The following is an 18,022-nucleotide window of genomic DNA, read 5'->3' as shown; positions in this document are numbered from 1 at the left end:
GCCGTAGTATATTCATGTTCCTCCGGTTCGTGCATCTGGCACTCGATCGTTCGCTCACCTCTGTTTTCGGCAACCGGTTCCGCCAGAACTACATTCGGATGAGTTACCGGATCAAGACATATCTATTTCCCGAGTATGGCGCCTACATCCCGGCACCGTCCGAGATAGGGCCGGTTCCGCAGAGCGTCGTCTGGATGCCGCCCGCGATTCCAGGTTGGGTCCTGGATGAGATGAGGGACTTGGCGCGGGATGTCGATCCTATTCTGTATCCGACGGATCAGTTTCTGGCTAATTGCCGTTATTATTCATTTCCCGTCATGCCGCGCCCGGGCAAGATATATCGGGAGTTGATGGAGTGCTGCTCTTCCGAGCACTACACTCATTGCTTCGCGATCCCCTGGCTCAAGCGCGGCGGGGCGGATCTAGTGACCTTAAAGCACATTGAAGCAAGCGCCCGGACGCAGGGTGGCAAGGTTCTGGTCATCATGACCGAGCCTGGCGACTCGCCGTGGTTATCGAGGATTCCTGCCGGTGTCGATGTGGCCGACGCATCGCGCTTCGTGGGCGAGATTTCCCATGATGAACTGCTGCTGCTGCTCGTGCGGATGTTGGTCCAGCTGCAGATTGACACCCTGCACATCATCAATTCCCGACACGTTTGGGAGGTCGTCTGCCGTTACGGCCTGGCGATAACGCAGCGCACCCGCATCTTTGCATCGATCTACTGCGACGATTTCGATCGATACGGTCAGCCTGTGGGGTTTGCCCGCCAGTATTTGCCCGATTGTTATCGCCGGCTGACGAACGTGTTTTCCGATAATCATGCTTTTCCTGAACTGCTTCATAGGACCTATGGTTATCGGCCCGAACTGTTCCGCGTTTTGAAGAGTCCAGTTGATGCATCGTTTTCTGTCCCGGCGGTCCGGAAGCCGCAAGGGCGCAAGGTGCTGTGGGCTGGACGACTCGATCGCCAGAAGCGCCCCGACCTGTTGCTGGCTGTTGCACAGGCACTGCCCGATGTTGAGTTCCATGTCTATGGCGATGCGATGCTCGACTATAAAACTGGAGTCGTCGACAGTCTCAGGCAACTGAAGAACGTGCGCATGAAAGGCGGTTTCGATGGTGTCGAGAGTCTGCCGTTCACAGAGTTTCCAGTGTTCTTTTACACATCTCAATGGGATGGGACGCCGACAATGGTCATCGCGGCCGCTCTTGCCTCGATCCCTATCGTGGCGTCTCGCGTAGGTGGCGTCGGCGATATAGTGACCGAGGAACGCGGTTACCCGGTGGCGGAAATTGAAAACGTCGCGCTCTATGTCGACCGAATCGAGGAGGCACTGGACTCTCCTGCGCAGGCAGAGGCGAAGGCTGCAGCGGCCCGCGAGTATGTGAAAAGCGAGCATTCGGACTTAGCCTTTGCCCAAGCATTGGCTGCGGTTCCGGGTTATATGTCCCCTCTTGCTGACGCCCAGCAAGGGAGCTCTGGAGGAGTCGAATCATGCGTTGTTTAGTGCTTGGGGCATGCGGTTTTATTGGCAGGCATTTGGTCGATGATTTGCTGGAAAATGGTCATGAGGTCCTGGCATATGACCGGGCGGAGTCGCTGCAGCTGATTACGCCAGTGCATCCCCAGCTCAAGTGCATCGCGGGTGATTTTCAGCGGGAACTTCGGTGGGGCGAGATTCTGCAGGGGGTCAAGGTCTGCTATCACTTAATCTCTACAAGTGTCCCCAAGTCGTCCAATGACGATCCCATCTCGGACGTGACGGGCAACGTGCTAGGTTCGCTACACCTGTTGGAGGCTGCAAGGCGTCACAATGTACGGATCGTCTTCACCTCGTCTGGCGGAACGGTGTATGGTAATTTGAAGGGGGATGTGGTTAGAGAGGATCATCCTACCGATCCTTTATGCTCTTATGGCATCACCAAGCTGGCAATCGAAAAGTATCTGCAGCTTTATCGGGAACTACACGGAGTTAATTCGGTGGTGTTGCGCATCGCCAATCCCTACGGGCCAGGGCAACGACCTGACGCTATTCAGGGTGTGATCGCCGTTTTTTCGGGGCGCATCCTGAGAAATCATGTTCTTGACTTGTGGGGCGACGGCTCAGTCGTTCGGGATTATGTATTCGTGAAGGATGTCGTTGCAGCCATGAGAGCTGCAGCAGCTTACCGTGGGCGTTATTTCGTATTCAATATAGGTGCAGGGCAGGGGGTTTCATTGCGTGAGATCCTTGTTGCTATCGAGGAACTTTCCGGTAAGAAGGCCGAAGTAATCTATCATCCGCCTCGTGGTTTCGACATTCCGAAAAGTGTCCTGGATATTTCCCGTGCCAATGGTGAGTTGGGGTGGTCGCCTTGCGTCAGTCTGCACGAGGGCCTGCGACAGACACTAGACTGGATGAAAGACTACATTGCCAGCAGTCCTGATGCCTAATTCTTGCGTGCGTGAGACGGATTTGAGCACGGAGGAGTTCATCTCTTGAGCACAAGGATCCATCAGTCATCAGTGGGATGTCTTTATGCATCCCATTCAACACATTCCTCACCCTTGTATCCTACCGTCCTGAGCGACGAATACACGGAGCGTGCAGATAAGTTGGGCGAAGCAGGAGTTCGAGACGATCGAGCCCCAGCGTCATCGTAACTTCGCTCCCACTGACACCCAAGGATCCCCATGCCCCCCGGCACCCCCATTCTCCGCTCCGCCTACCAGCCCCTCGCCTACACCGTCGCCACCGTCGACCTCGATTTTCACCTCGACCCCCAGGCGACCCGGGTCACCAGCCGCCTGCAGTGCGTGCGCAACGAGGATGCGCCCGCTGGCCCGATCGTGCTGTTCGGTGACTCCCTTGAGCTCGTCTCCCTCACCATCGACGGCGCTGCGCCGGCGTCTGGGCAGCTCCGCGAGACGGATTCCGGCCTCGAGATCGACGTCTCCGCCGATTCCGTGATCCTCGAGATCGTCACCCGCATCGACCCGTCCGCCAACCTCACCCTGTCCGGCCTGTACCAGTCCCGCTGCGGGTTCTTCACCCAGTGCGAGGCGGAGGGCTTCCGGCGCATCACCTATTTCCCCGACCGGCCCGACGTGATGGCCCGCTTCACGGTGCGCCTCGAGGCCGACGCCGCCACCTGCCCGGTGCTGCTCTCCAACGGCAACCTGCTCGAAACCGGCACGCTGCCCAACGGCCGCCACTTCGCCCGCTGGGAAGACCCCTTCCCCAAGCCGTCCTACCTGTTTGCCCTGGTCGCGGCGAACCTTGCGGCGCTGGAGCGCAAGGTCGACACCATGTCGGGCCGCGAGGTGCTGCTGCAGGTGTGGGTCGAGGCCCGCGACCTCGACCGGGTCGCGCACGCGATGGATTCGCTGGTACATTCCCTGCGCTGGGACGAGGAGGTCTTCGGCCTGGAGCTCGACCTCGACCGCTTCATGATCGTCGCGGTGTCGGATTTCAACATGGGGGCGATGGAGAACAAGGGCCTCAACATCTTCAACACCAAGTACGTGCTGGCCAACCCCGACACCGGCACCGACCTGGACTTTGAAAACGTCGAGAGCGTCGTCGCCCACGAATACTTCCACAACTGGACGGGCAACCGGGTCACCTGCCGCGACTGGTTCCAGCTCACCCTGAAGGAGGGCCTCACGGTCTTCCGCGACCAGCAGTTCACCGCCGACATGATGGCGCGGGCCTCCGACTCGCCGGCCGCGGCGGCCTCGGCCCGGGCGGTCACCCGCATCGCCAACGTGCGCGGCCTGCGCGCCGCCCAGTTCCCGGAAGACGCCGGCCCGATGGCCCACCCGATCCGCCCGGACAGCTACCAGGAGATCAACAACTTCTATACCGCCACGGTGTATGAGAAGGGCGCCGAGGTCATCCGCATGCTGCATACGCTGCTCGGCCGCGAGGGCTTCCGCAACGGGATGGACCTGTACTTCTCCTACCACGACGGCCAGGCGGTCACCTGCGACGACTTCGTCGGCTGCATGGCGGAGGCCAACGGCGTCGATCTCGACCTCTTCATGCGCTGGTACAGCCAGGCCGGCACCCCGCGCCTCACGGCCGAGGGCGCCTGGGACGCCGCCGCCGGCCGCTACACGCTCACCCTCTCCCAGCACACCCCGCCCACCGCCGGCCAGCCTGACAAGCTGCCGCTGCACATCCCGGTGGCGGTCGGCCTGCTCGGGCCCGACGGCGCCGACCTGCCCCTGGTGCTCGACGGCGAAGCCGGCCCGGGCGACACCACCCGCGTGCTCGAGCTCAAGGAGGCCTCCCGCAGCTGGACCTTCACCGGTCTCTCTGCCGAGCCGGTGCCGTCGGTGCTGCGCGGTTTCTCGGCGCCGGTGATCCTCGACATCGCCGAGGGCGACGAGCGCCTGGCCTTCCGCATGGCCCACGACGCCGATCCCTTCAACCGCTGGGATGCCGCCCAGCGCTACATGGAGCGGGTGATCCTGGCGCTGGCTGCGGATGCCGCCGCCGGCCGCGCGCTGGAGGTGCCGCAGGCTTTCGGCCACGCCTTCCGGGCGTTGCTGATCAACGACAGCCTCGACCCGGCCTTCGTCGCCGAGACCCTCGCGCTGCCGTCCGAAGCCTACCTGCTCGAGCGCATGCAGCCGGCCGACCCGGCGCCGCTGCGCGCCGCGCTGATCCATCTCACCCGCGGCCTGGCCCATGCGATGCAGGCGGATTTCCTCAGCCGCTACCTCGACCTCGAGGTCGAAGGCGAATACCGCTACCACCCGGCCGACGCCGGCCGGCGCAGCCTGCGCAACCTGTGCCTGCGCTACCTCACCGCCTGGGGCGGGGCGACGGCCATCGACCTGGCGCTCAAGCAGTTCGAGCACGCCGGCAACATGACCGAGCGCTACGGTGCGCTGGCGGCCCTGGCGCAGAGCGACGCCCCGGCCCGCTTCGAGGCGCTGGAGGCCTTCCACCAGCGCTACCAGGGCGACGCGCTGGTGCTCGACAAGTGGTTCCAGCTGCAGGCCGGCGCCTGGCGCTGGTCGGACGCCGCGCCCGACACCCTGGAGCGGGTGAGGGCGCTGATGGCCAATCCGGCCTTCAGCCTCTCCAACCCCAACAAGGTGTATGCGCTGCTGGGCGGCTACTTCAAGGCCAACCCCGCCGAGTTCCACCGCGTCGATGGCGCCGGCTACGCCTTCTGGGCCGACCAGGTGGTCGCCCTCGACCGCAACAACCCCCAGGTGGCGGCGCGGATGGCCCGCGCGCTGGAGGGCTGGCGCAAGTTCACCCCCGAGATCCAGGCGCGCATCCGCCCGGCCCTCGAGAAGGTGGCCGCCACCGGGGGCCTCTCGCCCGACGTGGCCGAGATCGTCGGCAAGGCGCTGGGCTGAGTCCGCGGGCCCGGTCCGCGCCGGGCTGCCTACGACGGGCGGATATGGCGGGCGCCGTGTCGCCCGCCGCGCGCGCCCGCGCCCGCTGTCCGGTATCATCGCGTATCTGCATTTTTTGCGCTGCGGCAATGGAACTCCTCACCACATTCATCGACATCGTCCTGCACCTCGACGTGCATCTGGCGGCTCTCACGGCCCAGTACGGCACCTGGATCTACGCGATCCTGTTCCTGATCATCTTCTGCGAGACCGGTCTGGTGGTGTTCCCCTTCCTGCCCGGCGACTCCCTGCTGTTCGTGGCCGGGGCGCTGGCGGCCACCGGTGGCATGGACATCTGGGTGCTGTGCGCCGTGCTGCTCGCCGCGGCGGTGCTCGGCGACAACACCAACTACTGGATCGGCCACCACATCGGGCCCAAGGTCTTCCGCTGGGACAACTCCCGCTTCTTCAACCGGGCGGCCTTCGACAAGACCCATTCGTATTTCGAGTCCCACGGCGGCAAGACCATCATCATTGCCCGCTTCCTGCCGCTGCTGCGCACCTTCGCGCCCTTCGTCGCCGGCGTCGCGCGCATGACCTACGCGCGCTTCGTGGCGCTGGACTTTCTGGGGGGCTTCATCTGGATTTTCTCGCTCACCTGGCTGGGCTACGGTTTCGGCAACATGCCGCTGGTCAAGAAGAACCTCACCGCGGTGATTCTGGCCATCATCGCCATCTCGCTGCTGCCGGTGTTCTTCGGCTGGCTGAAGAGCCGCCGGGCGGCGGTGGCGGGTTGAGGAGGGGAGCATGAAGAAGATCGTCATCCTGATTTCCGGTCGTGGCAGCAACATGGAGGCCATCATCCGGGCGCAGATCCCGGGCGCCGAGGTCTCCGCAGTGATCGCCAACCGCCCCGACGCGGCGGGCCTGGCCTTTGCCGTCGACCACGGCATCGTCACCCAGGTGGTGGACCACAAGGCCCATCCCAGCCGCGAAGCCTTTGACGCCGCGCTGGCTGGTGCCATCGACGCCCACCGGCCCGACCTCGTGGTGCTGGCCGGTTTCATGCGTGTGCTGACCGACGCTTTCGTCGAGCATTACGCCGGCCGGCTGCTCAACATCCACCCCAGCCTCCTGCCGTCCTTCCCGGGCCTGCACACCCACCGCAAGGCCCTCGAGGCCGGGGTGCGCGTGCATGGGGCCACCGTCCATTTCGTCACGCCGACCCTCGATTGCGGGCCGGTGGTGATCCAGGCCGCGGTGCCCGTGCTGCCCGGCGACGACGAGACGGCGCTGGCTGCCCGGGTGCTGGAGCAGGAGCACCGCATCTATCCCCAGGCCGTGCGCTGGTTCGTCGAGGGGCGCCTGAGCCTCGTCAATGGCCGCGTCCTCGTGCGGGACGAGCCGGCGGAGCCTCGCGGCTGGACGGTTCCGCCCGTCGAGGCCTGATTCCATACGCCGATGGTCGGCACCCGCAAGCGTGACCTCAGCCTGTTCGTCGCCGTCGCGATCTCGGCGGCGGTGCATCTGGCGATCCTGCTCGGCCCGGCCTGGCGGCTGCCGGTCGACAACGCCAGCGTGCTGCCGCCCCTCGACGCCCGCCTGACGCCCCTGCCGCGGCCCGCCGTGGTGCAGGCCGACGAGAAGCGCGTGGTGCTCGGCGATGCGCCGCCGCCCAAGCCGCGCCCCCAGCCCCGCCGGCCGGCCCGCCCGGCCGAGCCGGAGGCCGCCAGCGCGCCGGTGGCCGAGCTCGCCCCCGAGGCCCGGCCCGGCAGCGGCGACGCGAAGACCGGCGAGGCGACCCCGTCCGCCGACGACGCGAGCGCGGTGGCCGAGGCCCCGCCGGCTAACGGCAAAGGCGAGGGCGGCGCCGGCGCCGGCGCCAGGGCGGGCCGCGCCCGCGGGCCGACCCTCAGCGAGATGTGGGCGGCCTCCGGCAAGGTGCAGTACAACGTGATCCGCGGCGAGCGCAACTTCATCATCGGTCGCACCACCCACGCCTGGACCCACGACGACGAACGCTATTCGATGGAAACCGTCATCGAAACCGCGGGTCTGATCGGATTGGTGAAGCCCTTCCGGATGGTCCAGCGCAGCGAGGGACGCCTCGGCCCGCGGGGCCTGCAGCCCGAGAAGTTCACCGTCGAGCGCGACGGCCAGCTCAAGGAGCGGGCCGATTTCGACTGGTCGTCGGCCAAGGTGGTGCTGATTGCCGGCGAGCGCCGGCGGGAGTTCTCGATTGCCGAGGGCGACCAGGACGTGCTCTCGCTGATGCATCACCTGGCCCTCCAGCCCGAGGGCCCGCTGCGGGCCGAGCTGCTGGTCGTCACCGGCAAGAGCGCGGTGCGCTCGGTGATCGAGAACCTCGGCATCGAGGAACTCGACGTGCCCGCCGGCAAGGTTTCGGCCTACCATCTGGGCAGCACCGGCCACCGGGGCGAGCTGAAGATCGACATCTGGCTGGCCCGCGACTACGCTAACCTGCCGGTGCGCCTCAAGATCACCGACAAGAACGGCGACGTGCTCGACCAGGTGGCCACCGGCGTCGACCTCGGCGCCCGCACGGCCCCGTGAATCACCTGTTCCCGCCGCGGGGGCGGCTCCGGCCGCCTGCCGTCGGCCAGACCAGGGTTGGCGCCTTGACACTGTTTCCGCGGGCGACCCAAGTCGCCCCCACACCTTACCGGGGCCGGCATCTTTGCCCCGCATGAAAGCATCCGTACCATGACCATCACCCCCGCCCAGATCCAGTCCGCCAGCCAGGCCCTCCGCTCGGTGCTGCGCTTCGACTACCCCGCCGACTCGGTGCTGTCCCACTTCTTCCGTGACTTCCGCGAACTCGGCGCCCGCGACCGGGCCTTCGTCGCCGAGGCTGTGTACGGCGTGCTGCGCCGCAAGCGCACCCTCGAGCGCCTGTGCGGCGAGCGCGCGTCCACCCGCCACCTGGTGCTGGCTTGGCTGGCCCGGGTCGAAGGCACCACCCTGCGCCAGCTCGGCGAGGGCTTCCACGGACGCGACACCGACTTCTTCACCGAGATCAAGGGCCGTGAGCTGGGCGAGGTCGGTCTGGCCGAAGCCGCCGACCTGCCCGACTGGCTGGCCGAGCGCCTGTCGGCCTTTCTGAGCCCCGAAGAGGTGCTCCGCCTCGCCCAGAGCCTCAACCGGCCGGCGCCCCTCGACCTGCGCGCCAACCCCCTCAAGATCGACCGCGACGCGCTCGTCGAAAAGCTCCGGGCCGACGGCATCGCCTGCGCGCCGGGGCGCTTCTCGCCGCTGGCGGTGCGCCTCGAGGGCAAGCCGGCGCTGCAGAAGCACCCGCTGTTCCTCGACGGCAGCTTCGAGGTCCAGGACGAGGGCAGCCAGCTGCTGGGCTTCCTGCTCCAGCCCAAGCGTGGCGAGATGGTGGTGGACTTCTGCGCCGGCGCCGGCGGCAAGACCCTGCTGCTCGGCGCGCTGATGCGCAACACCGGCCGCCTGTACGCCTTCGACGTGTCCGACAAGCGGCTCGGCAAGCTCAAGCCGCGGGTTGCCCGCTCGGGCCTCTCCAACATCCACCCGGTGGTCATCGCCAGTGAGAACGACCCGCGGGTCAAGCGCCTGGCCGGCAAGATCGACCGGGTGCTCGTCGATGCGCCGTGCAGCGGCCTCGGCACCCTGCGCCGCAACCCCGACCTCAAGTGGCGCCAGAGCCCCGAGGCCCTGGCCGAGCTCACCGGCAAGCAGGCGGCGATCCTGGCCAGCGCGGCGCGCCTCGTGAAGCCGGGCGGCCGCCTGGTGTACGCCACCTGCAGCCTGCTGCCCGAGGAGAACGGGGCCATCGTCGCCGCCTTCCTGGCCGCCAATCCGGCCTTCGCGCCGGTGAGTGCCGAGGAGGTGCTGGCCAAGCAGGGCATCGCCATCGCCTGCGGCGAGCAGCTCCACCTGAGCCCCGCCGGCCAGGACACTGACGGCTTCTTCGCCGCGGTACTGGAGCGCAAGGCCTGATGCCGCAGGCCGTGCGGCGGTGGGTGGCCGCCGGGCTGCTCGCCGCGTCGGCGGTCGGCGCCCCGGCGGCGCAGCCGGAGGCTGGCCCGGGCAGGGCTGGCCCGGGCGAGGCGCCCACGGTGACCGTCCCGGCGCGGGGCAGCGTCGAGATCGCCTTCTCGCCCTGGAACGACCCGGAGGCGGCGCTCATCGCGGCAATCGCCGAGGCCCGCGAGCGCATCCTGGTCCAGGCCTATGTGTTCACCAGCAAGCCCATCGCCCGCGCCCTGGCCGACGCCCACCGGCGCGGCGTGCGCGTGGAGGTGCTGCTCGACGCCGAGATGAATCGCCCGTCGTCGCTCAGCGTGCTGCCGCAGCTCCTCGAGGCGGGCATCCCGGTGGCGGTGGAGACCCGCTACAACATCGCCCACAACAAGGTGATGATCTTCGACCCGGCCTCGGCCAGTCGCGGGGCGGTGGCTACCGGTTCCTACAACTTCACCCGCTCGGCGCGGGTCGCCAACGCGGAGAACCTGCTGATCCTGCGCGGCAACCCGGCCCTGGTGCGGACCTACACCGACAACTGGCAGCGGCATCGGGCCGAGGCGCAGCTTCTGCGCAGTCTCGACGAGCTGCCGCCGCGAAGAGGAAAGACGGATGGAAGAGAATCAGATCGCCGAACTCCTGATTGACCTGTGGCGTGACGTCCAGCAGCCGGCCATTTTCTGGCAGGTCGGCGTGCTGGCGGTGTGCCTGTTCATCGCCTGGCTGATCACCCGCCAGGTCAAGGCCGTGCTGCGCCGCCGGCGCGCGGCCGACCCGAGCCTTGCCGCCGGGGCCGGGGAAGAGGGGCTGCGCCGGGTGGTCTTCCCGCTCACCGCGCTGGGGCTGGTGATGGTGGCCCGGCTGGTGCTCGCCAACTGGCATCACACCAACCTGCTCAAGCTCGCGGTGCCGCTGCTGCTGGCGATGGCGGTGATCCGCCTCACCGTGCATGCCCTGAAGCGCAGCTTCCCCCGGGCTGGCTGGCTGGCGTCCTTCGAGCGCGCCTTTGCCTTCGGCGCCTGGGGCGTGGTGGCGCTGCACCTCACCGGCGTGCTGCCCACCGTGATCGACGGGATGGAGCAGGTGGCCTTCTCGATCGGCAAGGCCAAGGTCAACCTGTGGATGCTGCTGCAGGGGGCGCTGACGGTGTTCGTCACCGTGCTCGTGGCCTTGTGGGTGGCCGGCGTCATCGAGAGCCGCCTGATGCGCACCGAGGGCCTCGACGGCAACCTCAAGCTGGTGTTCACGCGCCTCTCGCGTGGCCTGCTGGTGGTGCTGGCGGTGGCCATCGGCCTGCCCCTGGTGGGCATCGACCTCACCGCGCTGTCGGTGTTCGGCGGGGCGCTGGGCGTCGGCCTCGGCTTCGGCATGCAGAAGATCGCGGCCAACTACGTGTCGGGCTTCATCCTGCTCCTCGACCGCTCGATCCGCATGGGCAACCTGATCTCGGTGGGCAACGAGCGCGGCATCGTCAGCCAGATCACCACCCGCTACACGGTACTGAAGGGCATGACCGGCATCGAGTCCATCGTCCCCAACGAGACCCTGGTGGGCTCCATCGTGCAGAACGAGACCTTCACCGACCCCAAGGTGCGCGTCGCGGTGCCCATCCAGGTGGGCTACGCCACCGACCTCGAGAAGGCGATGGCCATCATGATCGAGGCCGCCCAGGCCCAGCCCCGGGTGATGGAAGACCCGGCGCCGGGTGCCTTCCTCGAGAGCTTCGCCGACAGCGGCATCAACCTGCAGCTCGGCTTCTGGATCCGCGACCCGGCCGAGGGCACCCTCGGCATCCGCTCGGCGATCAACATGCAGATCTGGCGCCGCTTCAAGGAGGAGGGCATCGAGATCCCCTTCCCGCAGCGGGAGGTGAGGGTGCTCGCGGAAGCGGGCGGCGGGGCGTGAGTCATCCCGGCGAAACGCAATGCTGATTCTCCTCAACAAGCCCTTCAACGTGCTCTGCCAGTTCACCGGCGAGCCCGGCCAGCGCACCCTGGCCGAGTGCCTGCCGGTGCCCGGCGTGTACGCGGCGGGGCGGCTCGACGCCGACAGCGAGGGGCTGCTCGTCCTCACCGACGACGGCCTGCTGCAGAAGCGCATCGCCGACCCGCGCCACAAGCTGCCCAAGACCTACCTCGCCCAGGTCGAGGGCATCCCCGACGAGGCGGCCCTGGCGCGCCTGCGGGCCGGCGTCGACCTCGGCGACTTCGTCACGCGCCCCTGCGCGGCGCGGCGGGTGGACGAGCCCGCCTGGCTGTGGCCGCGCAACCCGCCGATCCGTGAGCGCAAGGCCATCCCGACGAGCTGGATCGAGCTCGTGCTGCGGGAGGGCAAGAACCGCCAGGTGCGCCGGATGACCGCCAAGGTCGGCTTTCCGACCCTGCGCCTGATCCGCGTGCGGGTGGGCGACTGGACGCTCGATGGCCTCGCGCCGGGCGAATGGCGCGAAGTGGCCGGCCCGCTGCCGCCAGCTCCCGGCGCCGGGCCCCGGCCCACGCCGAAGCGGCCCACGCCTGGGCCCGGCGCCACCTTCACCCGGCGGCGCCAGGGGCGCTGAGGACAAAAAAACCGGACAGCGCAGTGCTGTCCGGTCTTGGGTGATGGCCTGGCGGGCGCTGCCCGCCGTTCCACATCAGGCCAGATCGAAGCGGTCGGCGTTCATCACCTTGGTCCAGGCGGCCACGAAGTCCTGGACGAACTTCTCGCGGTTGTCGTCCTGGGCATACACCTCGGCGTAGGCGCGCAGCACCGAGTTGGAGCCGAAGACCAGGTCGACCCGGGTGGCCGTCCACCTGGTGGCGCCGGTCTGGCGGTCGACGATCGCGTAGCTGTTGCGGCCGGTGGGCTTCCAGCTGTAGGCCATGTCGGTGAGACCCACGAAGAAGTCGTTGGTCAGCGCCCCGACGCGGTCGGTGAACACCCCGTGGGCGCTGCCGCCGTGGTTGGTGCCGAGCACCCGCAGGCCGCCGACCAGGGCGGTCATCTCGCAGGCGGTGAGACGCATCAGCTGGGCGCGGTCGAGGAGCAGCTCCTCGGGGCTCACCACGTAGTCCTTCTTGAGCCAGTTGCGGAAGCCGTCGGCGAGGGGCTCCAGCACCTCGAAGGATTCCACGTCGGTCATCTCGGCGCTCGCGTCGCCCCGGCCGGGGGCGAAGGGCACGGTCACGCTGACACCCGCCGCCCGGGCCGCCTGCTCGATGCCCACGTTGCCGGCCAGCACGATCACGTCGGCCACGCTGGCGCCGCTTTCGGCGGCGATCTTCTCGAGCACCGCGAGCACCTTGGCGAGGCGCGCCGGTTCGTTGCCTTCCCAGTCCTTCTGCGGCGCCAGGCGGATCCGCGCGCCGTTGGCGCCGCCGCGCTTGTCGGAGCCGCGGAAGGTGCGGGCGCTGTCCCAGGCGGTGCTGACCAGCTCGGCAACCGACAGCCCGCTGGCGGCGATCTTCGTCTTCACGGCGGCCACGTCGTAGTCAGTGCGGCCGGCGGGGATCGGGTCCTGCCAGATCAGGTCTTCGGCCGGCACGTCCGGGCCGATGTAGCGGCTCTTCGGGCCCATGTCGCGGTGGGTCAGCTTGAACCAGGCGCGGGCGAACACGTCGTTGAAGTAGGCCGGGTCGGCGGCGAAGCGCTCGGAGATCTTGCGGTAGTCCGGGTCGACCTTCAGAGCCATGTCGGCGTCGGTCATCATCGGCATGCAGCGGATGCTGGGGTCTTCCACGTCCACCGGCATGTCTTCCGGCTTGATGTTCACCGGCTTGTACTGCCAGGCCCCGGCCGGGCTCCTGGTGAGCTCCCAGTCGTGCTTGAGCAGCATCTCGAAGTAGCCGTTGTCCCACTGGGTGGGATTGCTGGTCCAGGCGCCTTCGATGCCGCTGGTGACGGCATCGCGGCCGATGCCGCGGGTCGTGTGGTTCATCCAGCCGAGGCCCTGCTCTTCCACGTCGGCGCCTTCCGGGGCCGGGCCGAGGTTGGCGGCGTTGCCGTTGCCGTGGGCCTTGCCGACGGTGTGGCCGCCGGCGGTGAGCGCCACCGTTTCCTCGTCGTTCATGGCCATGCGGGCGAAGGTGACGCGCATGTCACGGGCGGTCTTGAGCGGGTCGGGCTGGCCGTCCACACCCTCGGGGTTCACATAGATGAGGCCCATCATCACCGCGGCGAGGGGGTTCTCGAGGTCGCGCTCGCCCGAGTAGCGGCTGCCTTCGCCGCCGCTCTTGGCCAGCCACTCCTTTTCGGAGCCCCAGTAGATGTCCTTCTCGGGGTGCCAGATGTCCTCGCGACCGAAGGCGAAGCCGAAGGTCTTGAAGCCCATCGACTCGTAGGCCATGTTGCCGGCCAGGATCATCAGGTCGGCCCAGCTGATCTTGTTGCCGTACTTCTTCTTGATCGGCCACAGCAGGCGGCGGGCCTTGTCGAGGTTGCCGTTGTCGGGCCACGAGTTGAGGGGGGCGAAGCGCTGGTTGCCGGTGCCGCCGCCGCCCCGGCCGTCGGCGATGCGATAGGTGCCGGCGGAGTGCCAGGCCATGCGGATCATCAGGCCGCCGTAGTGGCCCCAGTCGGCCGGCCACCAGGCCTGGCTGTCGGTCATCAGGGCCTTGAGGTCGTTCTTGAGCGCGTCGACGTCGAGCTTCTTCAGCTCTTCGCGGTAGTTGAAACCGGCGCCCATCGGGTTGGTCTTGCTGTCGTGCTGATGAAGGATGTCGAGGTTGAGGGCCTTGGGCCACCAGTCCATCCTGGACATGCCGGCAGAGGTCAGGCCGCCGTGCATGACAGGGCACTTGCCGGCCGAACCCGTCTGGTTGTGATTTGCAGTCATGTTTTTTCTCCCGATGGTCAAGGTTTAACGAAGCAACACTTTCATCGTACGGGCGGGGTGCCCCAGGCGCTAATTGATTGCTGCCATCTTTTCGATAGCACTCCGCTATGTGACCGGCGGTGTGGCGGGCCGAGGGCCGCCCTTGTCGTGACAGCCGTCACGGTGCGGGGTTCCCGGGGAGGGGATCGGGCAGCGGCCCGGCGAGGGGCGAGGGGCCGTCCGACAGCTGGGTCTCGATCCGCATCGCGGCCCGCTGCAGCGCGGGCAGGAAGCGGCGTTCGGCTTCCTTGAGGGTCAGCAGCCGGTTGAGATAGACGATGTTGACCGCCGCGACGGCCTGCTCTCCCAGCCGGATCGGCACCGCGATGGCGCCCACCTTGCGCTGGGACGTCCATTCGCCGTCGTTGCTGCCGAAGCCCAGCACGCGGGTGTTGGAGACGAGCCGGGCGACGAAGCGGTCGTCGGCGGCCAGGCGGGCCTCGACGCCGTCACCGGCCCGGATCATGTGGAGGAGCTGCTCCCGCTGGGTCTCGGGGCAATGGGCAAAATAGGCCCGGCCGGCGGCCGTCAGCAGCATCGGGATGGTCTGGCCGACCATCGCCCGGTGGAAGGACAGCGGGCTGAAGCGGTGGGTCGACTCGCGGATCATCATTCCCGCGCCCTGGGGGGTGGTCAGGTCCGAGGGCCACACCACCGTCTGCAGCAGCTCGCTGAGGGCCGGCGCCGCGATCGACGAGATCCAGTCCTCGTCGCGGAAGCCTTCGGCCAGGGAGCGCACGTGGAGGGTCAGGCAGTAGCGGTCGTCCGATTCGCTGCGCCGCACGTAGCCTTCCGAGATCAGGGTTTCGAGCAGGCGGCGCACCGTGGTGCGGTGCAGGCCGGTGACCTGCGCCAGTTGCCCGAGGGTCGAGCGGCCACCCTCCTGGCTGTTGAGGGCCTTCAGGAGATCGAGCCCGCGGGTGAGGCCCCGGACCACGGCGTAATCGGCACCACCGTTCTTGCGCATGACTAAAAATCCTTTTTAAAACAATGTTGTGCAACAGGTGGATGTTTGGGTCGTCACATTTTGCGCCCCTGGTCGCCGGTCGTAGAATCAATTTTGTCAATGATGCCATTAATGAATTTGGCGATTTTTGGTTTCTGCCGCCTTTCGGGCCCAAGGCCGCCCGGGGCGTCCGGCATCGACACAGACCAATAAATACACATCCGCGGCGGGCGGGTGGCTTGCAGGCCGGCCCGACCCGATCCCAACCGAGAAGAGAGACTCCATGAGTGCTGCGCAACACTTCGATGCCGACGTGGTCGTCGTCGGCGCTGGCCCTGTCGGCCTGACCATCAGCAACACCCTCGGCCAGTATGGCGTCCGGGTGCTCCTGCTCGAAAAGGGCGAGGCGCTGATCGACTACCCCCGCGCCGTCGGCATGGACGACGAATGCCTGCGCACCATCCAGGGCATCGGCCTGGCCGGTGTGGTGCAGCAGCACCTGACCCCCTACCACTGGATGCGCTTCGTGACGGCCAGCGGGCGCTGCTTCGCATCCATCGAGCCGCGCACCGACGACTTCGGCTGGTCGCGCCGCAACGCCTTCAACCAGCCCGCCGTCGACCGGGAGCTGATGGACGGCCTCAAGCGCTTCCCCAACGTCGAGGTGTGGATGGGGGCCGAGCTGGAGAAGTTCGACCAGGACGCCGGCGGCGTGAGCCTCACCGTCAAGCACCAGGGCAAGGTCAATCCGCTGCGCTGCAAGTACCTGGTGGCCAGCGACGGCGGCCGCAGCTTCGTGCGCACCACGCTGGGCATCGGCTTCGGCGGCTTCACCGACACCTCGAAGTGGCTGGTGGTGGACATCCGCAACGACCCCCTCGGCGTGCCCAACATCTACATGCACAGCGACCCGCAGCGGCCCTACGTGTCGGTGGCGCTGCCCGACGGCGTGCGCCGTTTCGAGTTCATGATCTTCGAGGACGAGACCGAGGAGCAGGTGACCACCCCCGAGCGGATGGCCGAGCTGCTGGCCAAGGTGCTGCCGGCCCACGTGGACATCAGCCGCCTCGACTTCATCCGCAAGCGCGTCTACACCCACAACGCGCGCATCGCCGAGCGCTGGAAGATCGGCCGCATCCTGCTGGCCGGCGACGCGGCGCACATCATGCCGGTGTGGCAGGGCCAGGGCTACAACACCGGCATGCGCGACGCCACCAACCTGGCCTGGAAGCTGGCCTACGTGATCAACGGCAAGGGCAGTGACGCGCTCCTCGAAACCTACCAGTCCGAGCGCCCGCTCCACGCGAAGGCGATGATCGACCTGTCGGTGGCCGCCGGGCGCATCTTCTCGCCGCGCAACGCCTTCCTGGCCGGCCTGCGCGACGTGACCACCTGGGTGCTCAACTACATCCCGCCGGTGAAGCGCTACTTCATGGAGATGCGTTTCAAGCCGATGCCCTTCTACGAGAACGGCCTGGTGGTGCACGAGAAGGTGCGCCGCAAGAATTCGCCGGTGGGCCGGATGTTCATCCAGCCCAAGGTGCGCACCCGGGCCGGCGAGGTCAAGCTGCTCGACGACGCGCTGGGCAGGGGCTTTGCGCTGCTTGCCTGGGGCGCCGACCCCAACTACTGGCTGGATGACCGCAGCCGCGCGATCCTGAAGGCCCTCGACGCGAAGATCGTGACCCTCAAGCCGGTGGTGCAGATCGACCGGACCGTCGACATGACCGCCGACACCGACGTCCTCGGCGACGAGCAGATGCGCCTCAAGGAGTGGTTCGGCCAGCATCCGGGCTCCATCGTGCTGCTGCGCCCCGACCGCTTCGTGGCCGGTATTTCCTACCCGATCGAGGTCAATGGGCTGATCGCCGCCGTCGCCGACAAGATGGGCCTCGACGCCGGAGGCAGGGCCCAATGACCGCCGCGCTGCTCGCCTGCCTCTCGCACACCCCGCTGAAGGGCTACTTCGACCCGCCGGCCGCGGTGGTCAATGAGGTTGCCGGTGTCGTCGCCCGGCTGCGCGCCGAGATCGAGGCCTTCGACCCGGAGCTGGTCTTCCTGTTCGCGCCGGACCACTACAACGGCTTCTTCCTGGAGACGATGCCCCAGCTGTGCCTCGGCGTCGCGGCCGACTCGGTGGGCGACTACGCCACCTCGGCGGGCCCGCTCCGCGTGCCGCGGGAGATCGCCGAGGCCTGCGCCGATCACGTGGTGGCCCGCGACATCGACCTCGCCGTGTCCTACCGCATGCAGGTGGACCACGGCTTCGCCCAGCCGCTCGAAGAGCTCACCGGCGGCCTCGCCCGCTACCCGGTGATCCCGCTCTTCATCAACAGCGTCGCGCCGCCGCTGGTGAGCTTCCGCCGCGCCCGCCAGTTCGGCGAGGCGGTGGGCGAGTTTGCCCGCGGGCTCGGCAAGCGGGTGCTCTTCATCGGTTCCGGCGGCCTGTCCCACAATCCGCCGGTGCCGCAGATCGCCACCGCCACCCCCGAGGTGGCCGAGCGCCTGATCGCCGGCCGCAACCCCGACGCCGCCGCCCGCGCCGCCCGCCAGCAGCGCACCCTCGACGCGGCGATCCGCTTTGCCGGCGGCGACAGCCCGCTGCATCCCCTCAATCCCAACTGGGACGAGGCCTTCCTGGCCAACCTGGCCTGCCAGGACTGGACCGCCCTCGACGGCTACGGCAACGCCGCCATCACCGAGGCCGCCGGCGCCTCGGCCCACGAGGTGAAGACCTGGGTGGCGGCCAACGCCGCGATGAACGCCGCCACCGGCGGCCGCTACACGGCCAGTCCCCGCTTCTACCGGGCGATCCCCGAATGGATCGCCGGTTTCGCCGCGCTCACCGGCGCCGCCACCGACGCATGAATCCGCA

General features: G+C 67.7%; 14 protein-coding genes. 12 read left to right on the top strand and 2 right to left on the bottom strand.

The genetic code is table 11. The annotated features are described in order from the left end of the window. Positions 1-14 precede the first annotated feature (14 nt). The 10 genes from ACE3OU_RS02795 (at position 15) to ACE3OU_RS02750 (ending at position 11,906) form a co-directional block, all read left to right on the top strand. A complete protein-coding gene (locus ACE3OU_RS02795) occupies positions 15-1,511 on the top strand; it encodes a glycosyltransferase (RefSeq protein WP_374240010.1) in 1,497 nt (498 codons plus the stop codon). Beyond that, positions 1,499-2,437: an NAD-dependent epimerase/dehydratase family protein gene (locus ACE3OU_RS02790; protein WP_374240009.1), complete on the top strand. Its 939-nt coding sequence runs from the start codon at positions 1,499-1,501 to the stop codon at positions 2,435-2,437. The genes ACE3OU_RS02795 and ACE3OU_RS02790 overlap by 13 nt, the downstream gene beginning before the upstream one ends. A 240-nt stretch (positions 2,438-2,677) precedes the next feature. Further along, positions 2,678-5,362, top strand: a complete 2,685-nt coding sequence (gene pepN, locus ACE3OU_RS02785; protein WP_374240008.1) for an aminopeptidase N — start codon at positions 2,678-2,680, stop codon at positions 5,360-5,362. A 128-nt stretch (positions 5,363-5,490) separates the two neighbouring features. Beyond that, a complete protein-coding gene (locus ACE3OU_RS02780; protein WP_374240007.1) occupies positions 5,491-6,138 on the top strand; it encodes a DedA family protein in 648 nt (215 codons plus the stop codon). Positions 6,139-6,148: 10 nt separating this feature from the next. Further along, positions 6,149-6,790: a phosphoribosylglycinamide formyltransferase gene (gene purN / locus ACE3OU_RS02775; RefSeq protein ID WP_374240006.1), complete on the top strand. Its 642-nt coding sequence runs from the start codon at positions 6,149-6,151 to the stop codon at positions 6,788-6,790. A gap of 12 nt (positions 6,791-6,802) precedes the next feature. Then, positions 6,803-7,915: a DUF3108 domain-containing protein gene (locus ACE3OU_RS02770; protein ID WP_374240005.1), complete on the top strand. Its 1,113-nt coding sequence runs from the start codon at positions 6,803-6,805 to the stop codon at positions 7,913-7,915. A gap of 150 nt (positions 7,916-8,065) precedes the next feature. Next, positions 8,066-9,325, top strand: coding sequence for an RsmB/NOP family class I SAM-dependent RNA methyltransferase (locus ACE3OU_RS02765; protein ID WP_374240004.1), 1,260 nt, complete (start codon positions 8,066-8,068; stop codon positions 9,323-9,325). Beyond that, a complete protein-coding gene (locus ACE3OU_RS02760; protein ID WP_374240003.1) occupies positions 9,325-9,996 on the top strand; it encodes a phospholipase D family protein in 672 nt (223 codons plus the stop codon). The genes ACE3OU_RS02765 and ACE3OU_RS02760 overlap by 1 nt, the downstream gene beginning before the upstream one ends. Next, positions 9,962-11,254 carry a mechanosensitive ion channel family protein gene (locus tag ACE3OU_RS02755; RefSeq protein WP_374240002.1) on the top strand — a complete coding sequence of 431 codons (1,293 nt, stop codon included), beginning with the start codon at positions 9,962-9,964 and terminating at the stop codon, positions 11,252-11,254. Before ACE3OU_RS02760 ends, ACE3OU_RS02755 begins: the two co-directional genes overlap by 35 nt. Positions 11,255-11,273: 19 nt before the next feature. Beyond that, positions 11,274-11,906 carry a pseudouridine synthase gene (locus ACE3OU_RS02750; RefSeq protein WP_374240001.1) on the top strand — a complete coding sequence of 211 codons (633 nt, stop codon included), beginning with the start codon at positions 11,274-11,276 and terminating at the stop codon, positions 11,904-11,906. Between the two features lie 75 nt (positions 11,907-11,981). On the opposite strand, the gene katG is transcribed toward ACE3OU_RS02750, so the two are convergent. Beyond that, positions 11,982-14,162, bottom strand: a complete 2,181-nt coding sequence (gene katG / locus ACE3OU_RS02745) for a catalase/peroxidase HPI (RefSeq protein ID WP_374240000.1) — start codon at positions 14,160-14,162, stop codon at positions 11,982-11,984. Between the two features lie 157 nt (positions 14,163-14,319). Continuing rightward, positions 14,320-15,168: a DNA-binding transcriptional regulator gene (locus tag ACE3OU_RS02740; RefSeq protein ID WP_374239999.1), complete on the bottom strand. Its 849-nt coding sequence runs from the start codon at positions 15,166-15,168 to the stop codon at positions 14,320-14,322. A gap of 262 nt (positions 15,169-15,430) precedes the next feature. Here ACE3OU_RS02740 and ACE3OU_RS02735 point away from each other — a divergent pair, with 262 nt between their 5' ends. Beyond that, on the top strand, positions 15,431-17,065 hold the full coding sequence (locus tag ACE3OU_RS02735) for a bifunctional 3-(3-hydroxy-phenyl)propionate/3-hydroxycinnamic acid hydroxylase (protein ID WP_374239998.1): 1,635 nt from the start codon (positions 15,431-15,433) through the stop codon (positions 17,063-17,065). Beyond that, complete coding sequence (locus ACE3OU_RS02730) at positions 17,062-18,015, top strand: 3-carboxyethylcatechol 2,3-dioxygenase (protein ID WP_374239997.1); 954 nt, start codon at positions 17,062-17,064, stop codon at positions 18,013-18,015. The genes ACE3OU_RS02735 and ACE3OU_RS02730 overlap by 4 nt, the downstream gene beginning before the upstream one ends. The last annotated feature ends 7 nt before the right edge of the window (positions 18,016-18,022 follow it).

The organism is Zoogloea sp., from assembly GCF_041908905.1.
Lineage (GTDB): Bacteria > Pseudomonadota > Gammaproteobacteria > Burkholderiales > Rhodocyclaceae > Zoogloea.
The sequence above is the reverse complement of the archived record's forward strand: the minus strand, read 5'-3'. Positions and strand labels throughout refer to the sequence as shown.

Coding starts and splice junctions, on each gene's coding strand:
- purN (WP_374240006.1), top strand. CDS start 6,149: ATGAAGAAGATCGTCATCCTGATTTCCGGTCGTGGCAGCAACATGGAG.
- ACE3OU_RS02740 (WP_374239999.1), bottom strand. CDS start 15,168: ATGCGCAAGAACGGTGGTGCCGATTACGCCGTGGTCCGGGGCCTCACC.
- ACE3OU_RS02755 (WP_374240002.1), top strand. CDS start 9,962: ATGGAAGAGAATCAGATCGCCGAACTCCTGATTGACCTGTGGCGTGAC.
- ACE3OU_RS02765 (WP_374240004.1), top strand. CDS start 8,066: ATGACCATCACCCCCGCCCAGATCCAGTCCGCCAGCCAGGCCCTCCGC.
- ACE3OU_RS02730 (WP_374239997.1), top strand. CDS start 17,062: ATGACCGCCGCGCTGCTCGCCTGCCTCTCGCACACCCCGCTGAAGGGC.
- ACE3OU_RS02735 (WP_374239998.1), top strand. CDS start 15,431: ATGAGTGCTGCGCAACACTTCGATGCCGACGTGGTCGTCGTCGGCGCT.
- ACE3OU_RS02750 (WP_374240001.1), top strand. CDS start 11,274: ATGCTGATTCTCCTCAACAAGCCCTTCAACGTGCTCTGCCAGTTCACC.
- ACE3OU_RS02770 (WP_374240005.1), top strand. CDS start 6,803: ATGGTCGGCACCCGCAAGCGTGACCTCAGCCTGTTCGTCGCCGTCGCG.
- ACE3OU_RS02760 (WP_374240003.1), top strand. CDS start 9,325: ATGCCGCAGGCCGTGCGGCGGTGGGTGGCCGCCGGGCTGCTCGCCGCG.
- pepN (WP_374240008.1), top strand. CDS start 2,678: ATGCCCCCCGGCACCCCCATTCTCCGCTCCGCCTACCAGCCCCTCGCC.
- ACE3OU_RS02780 (WP_374240007.1), top strand. CDS start 5,491: ATGGAACTCCTCACCACATTCATCGACATCGTCCTGCACCTCGACGTG.
- ACE3OU_RS02795 (WP_374240010.1), top strand. CDS start 15: ATGTTCCTCCGGTTCGTGCATCTGGCACTCGATCGTTCGCTCACCTCT.
- katG (WP_374240000.1), bottom strand. CDS start 14,162: ATGACTGCAAATCACAACCAGACGGGTTCGGCCGGCAAGTGCCCTGTC.
- ACE3OU_RS02790 (WP_374240009.1), top strand. CDS start 1,499: ATGCGTTGTTTAGTGCTTGGGGCATGCGGTTTTATTGGCAGGCATTTG.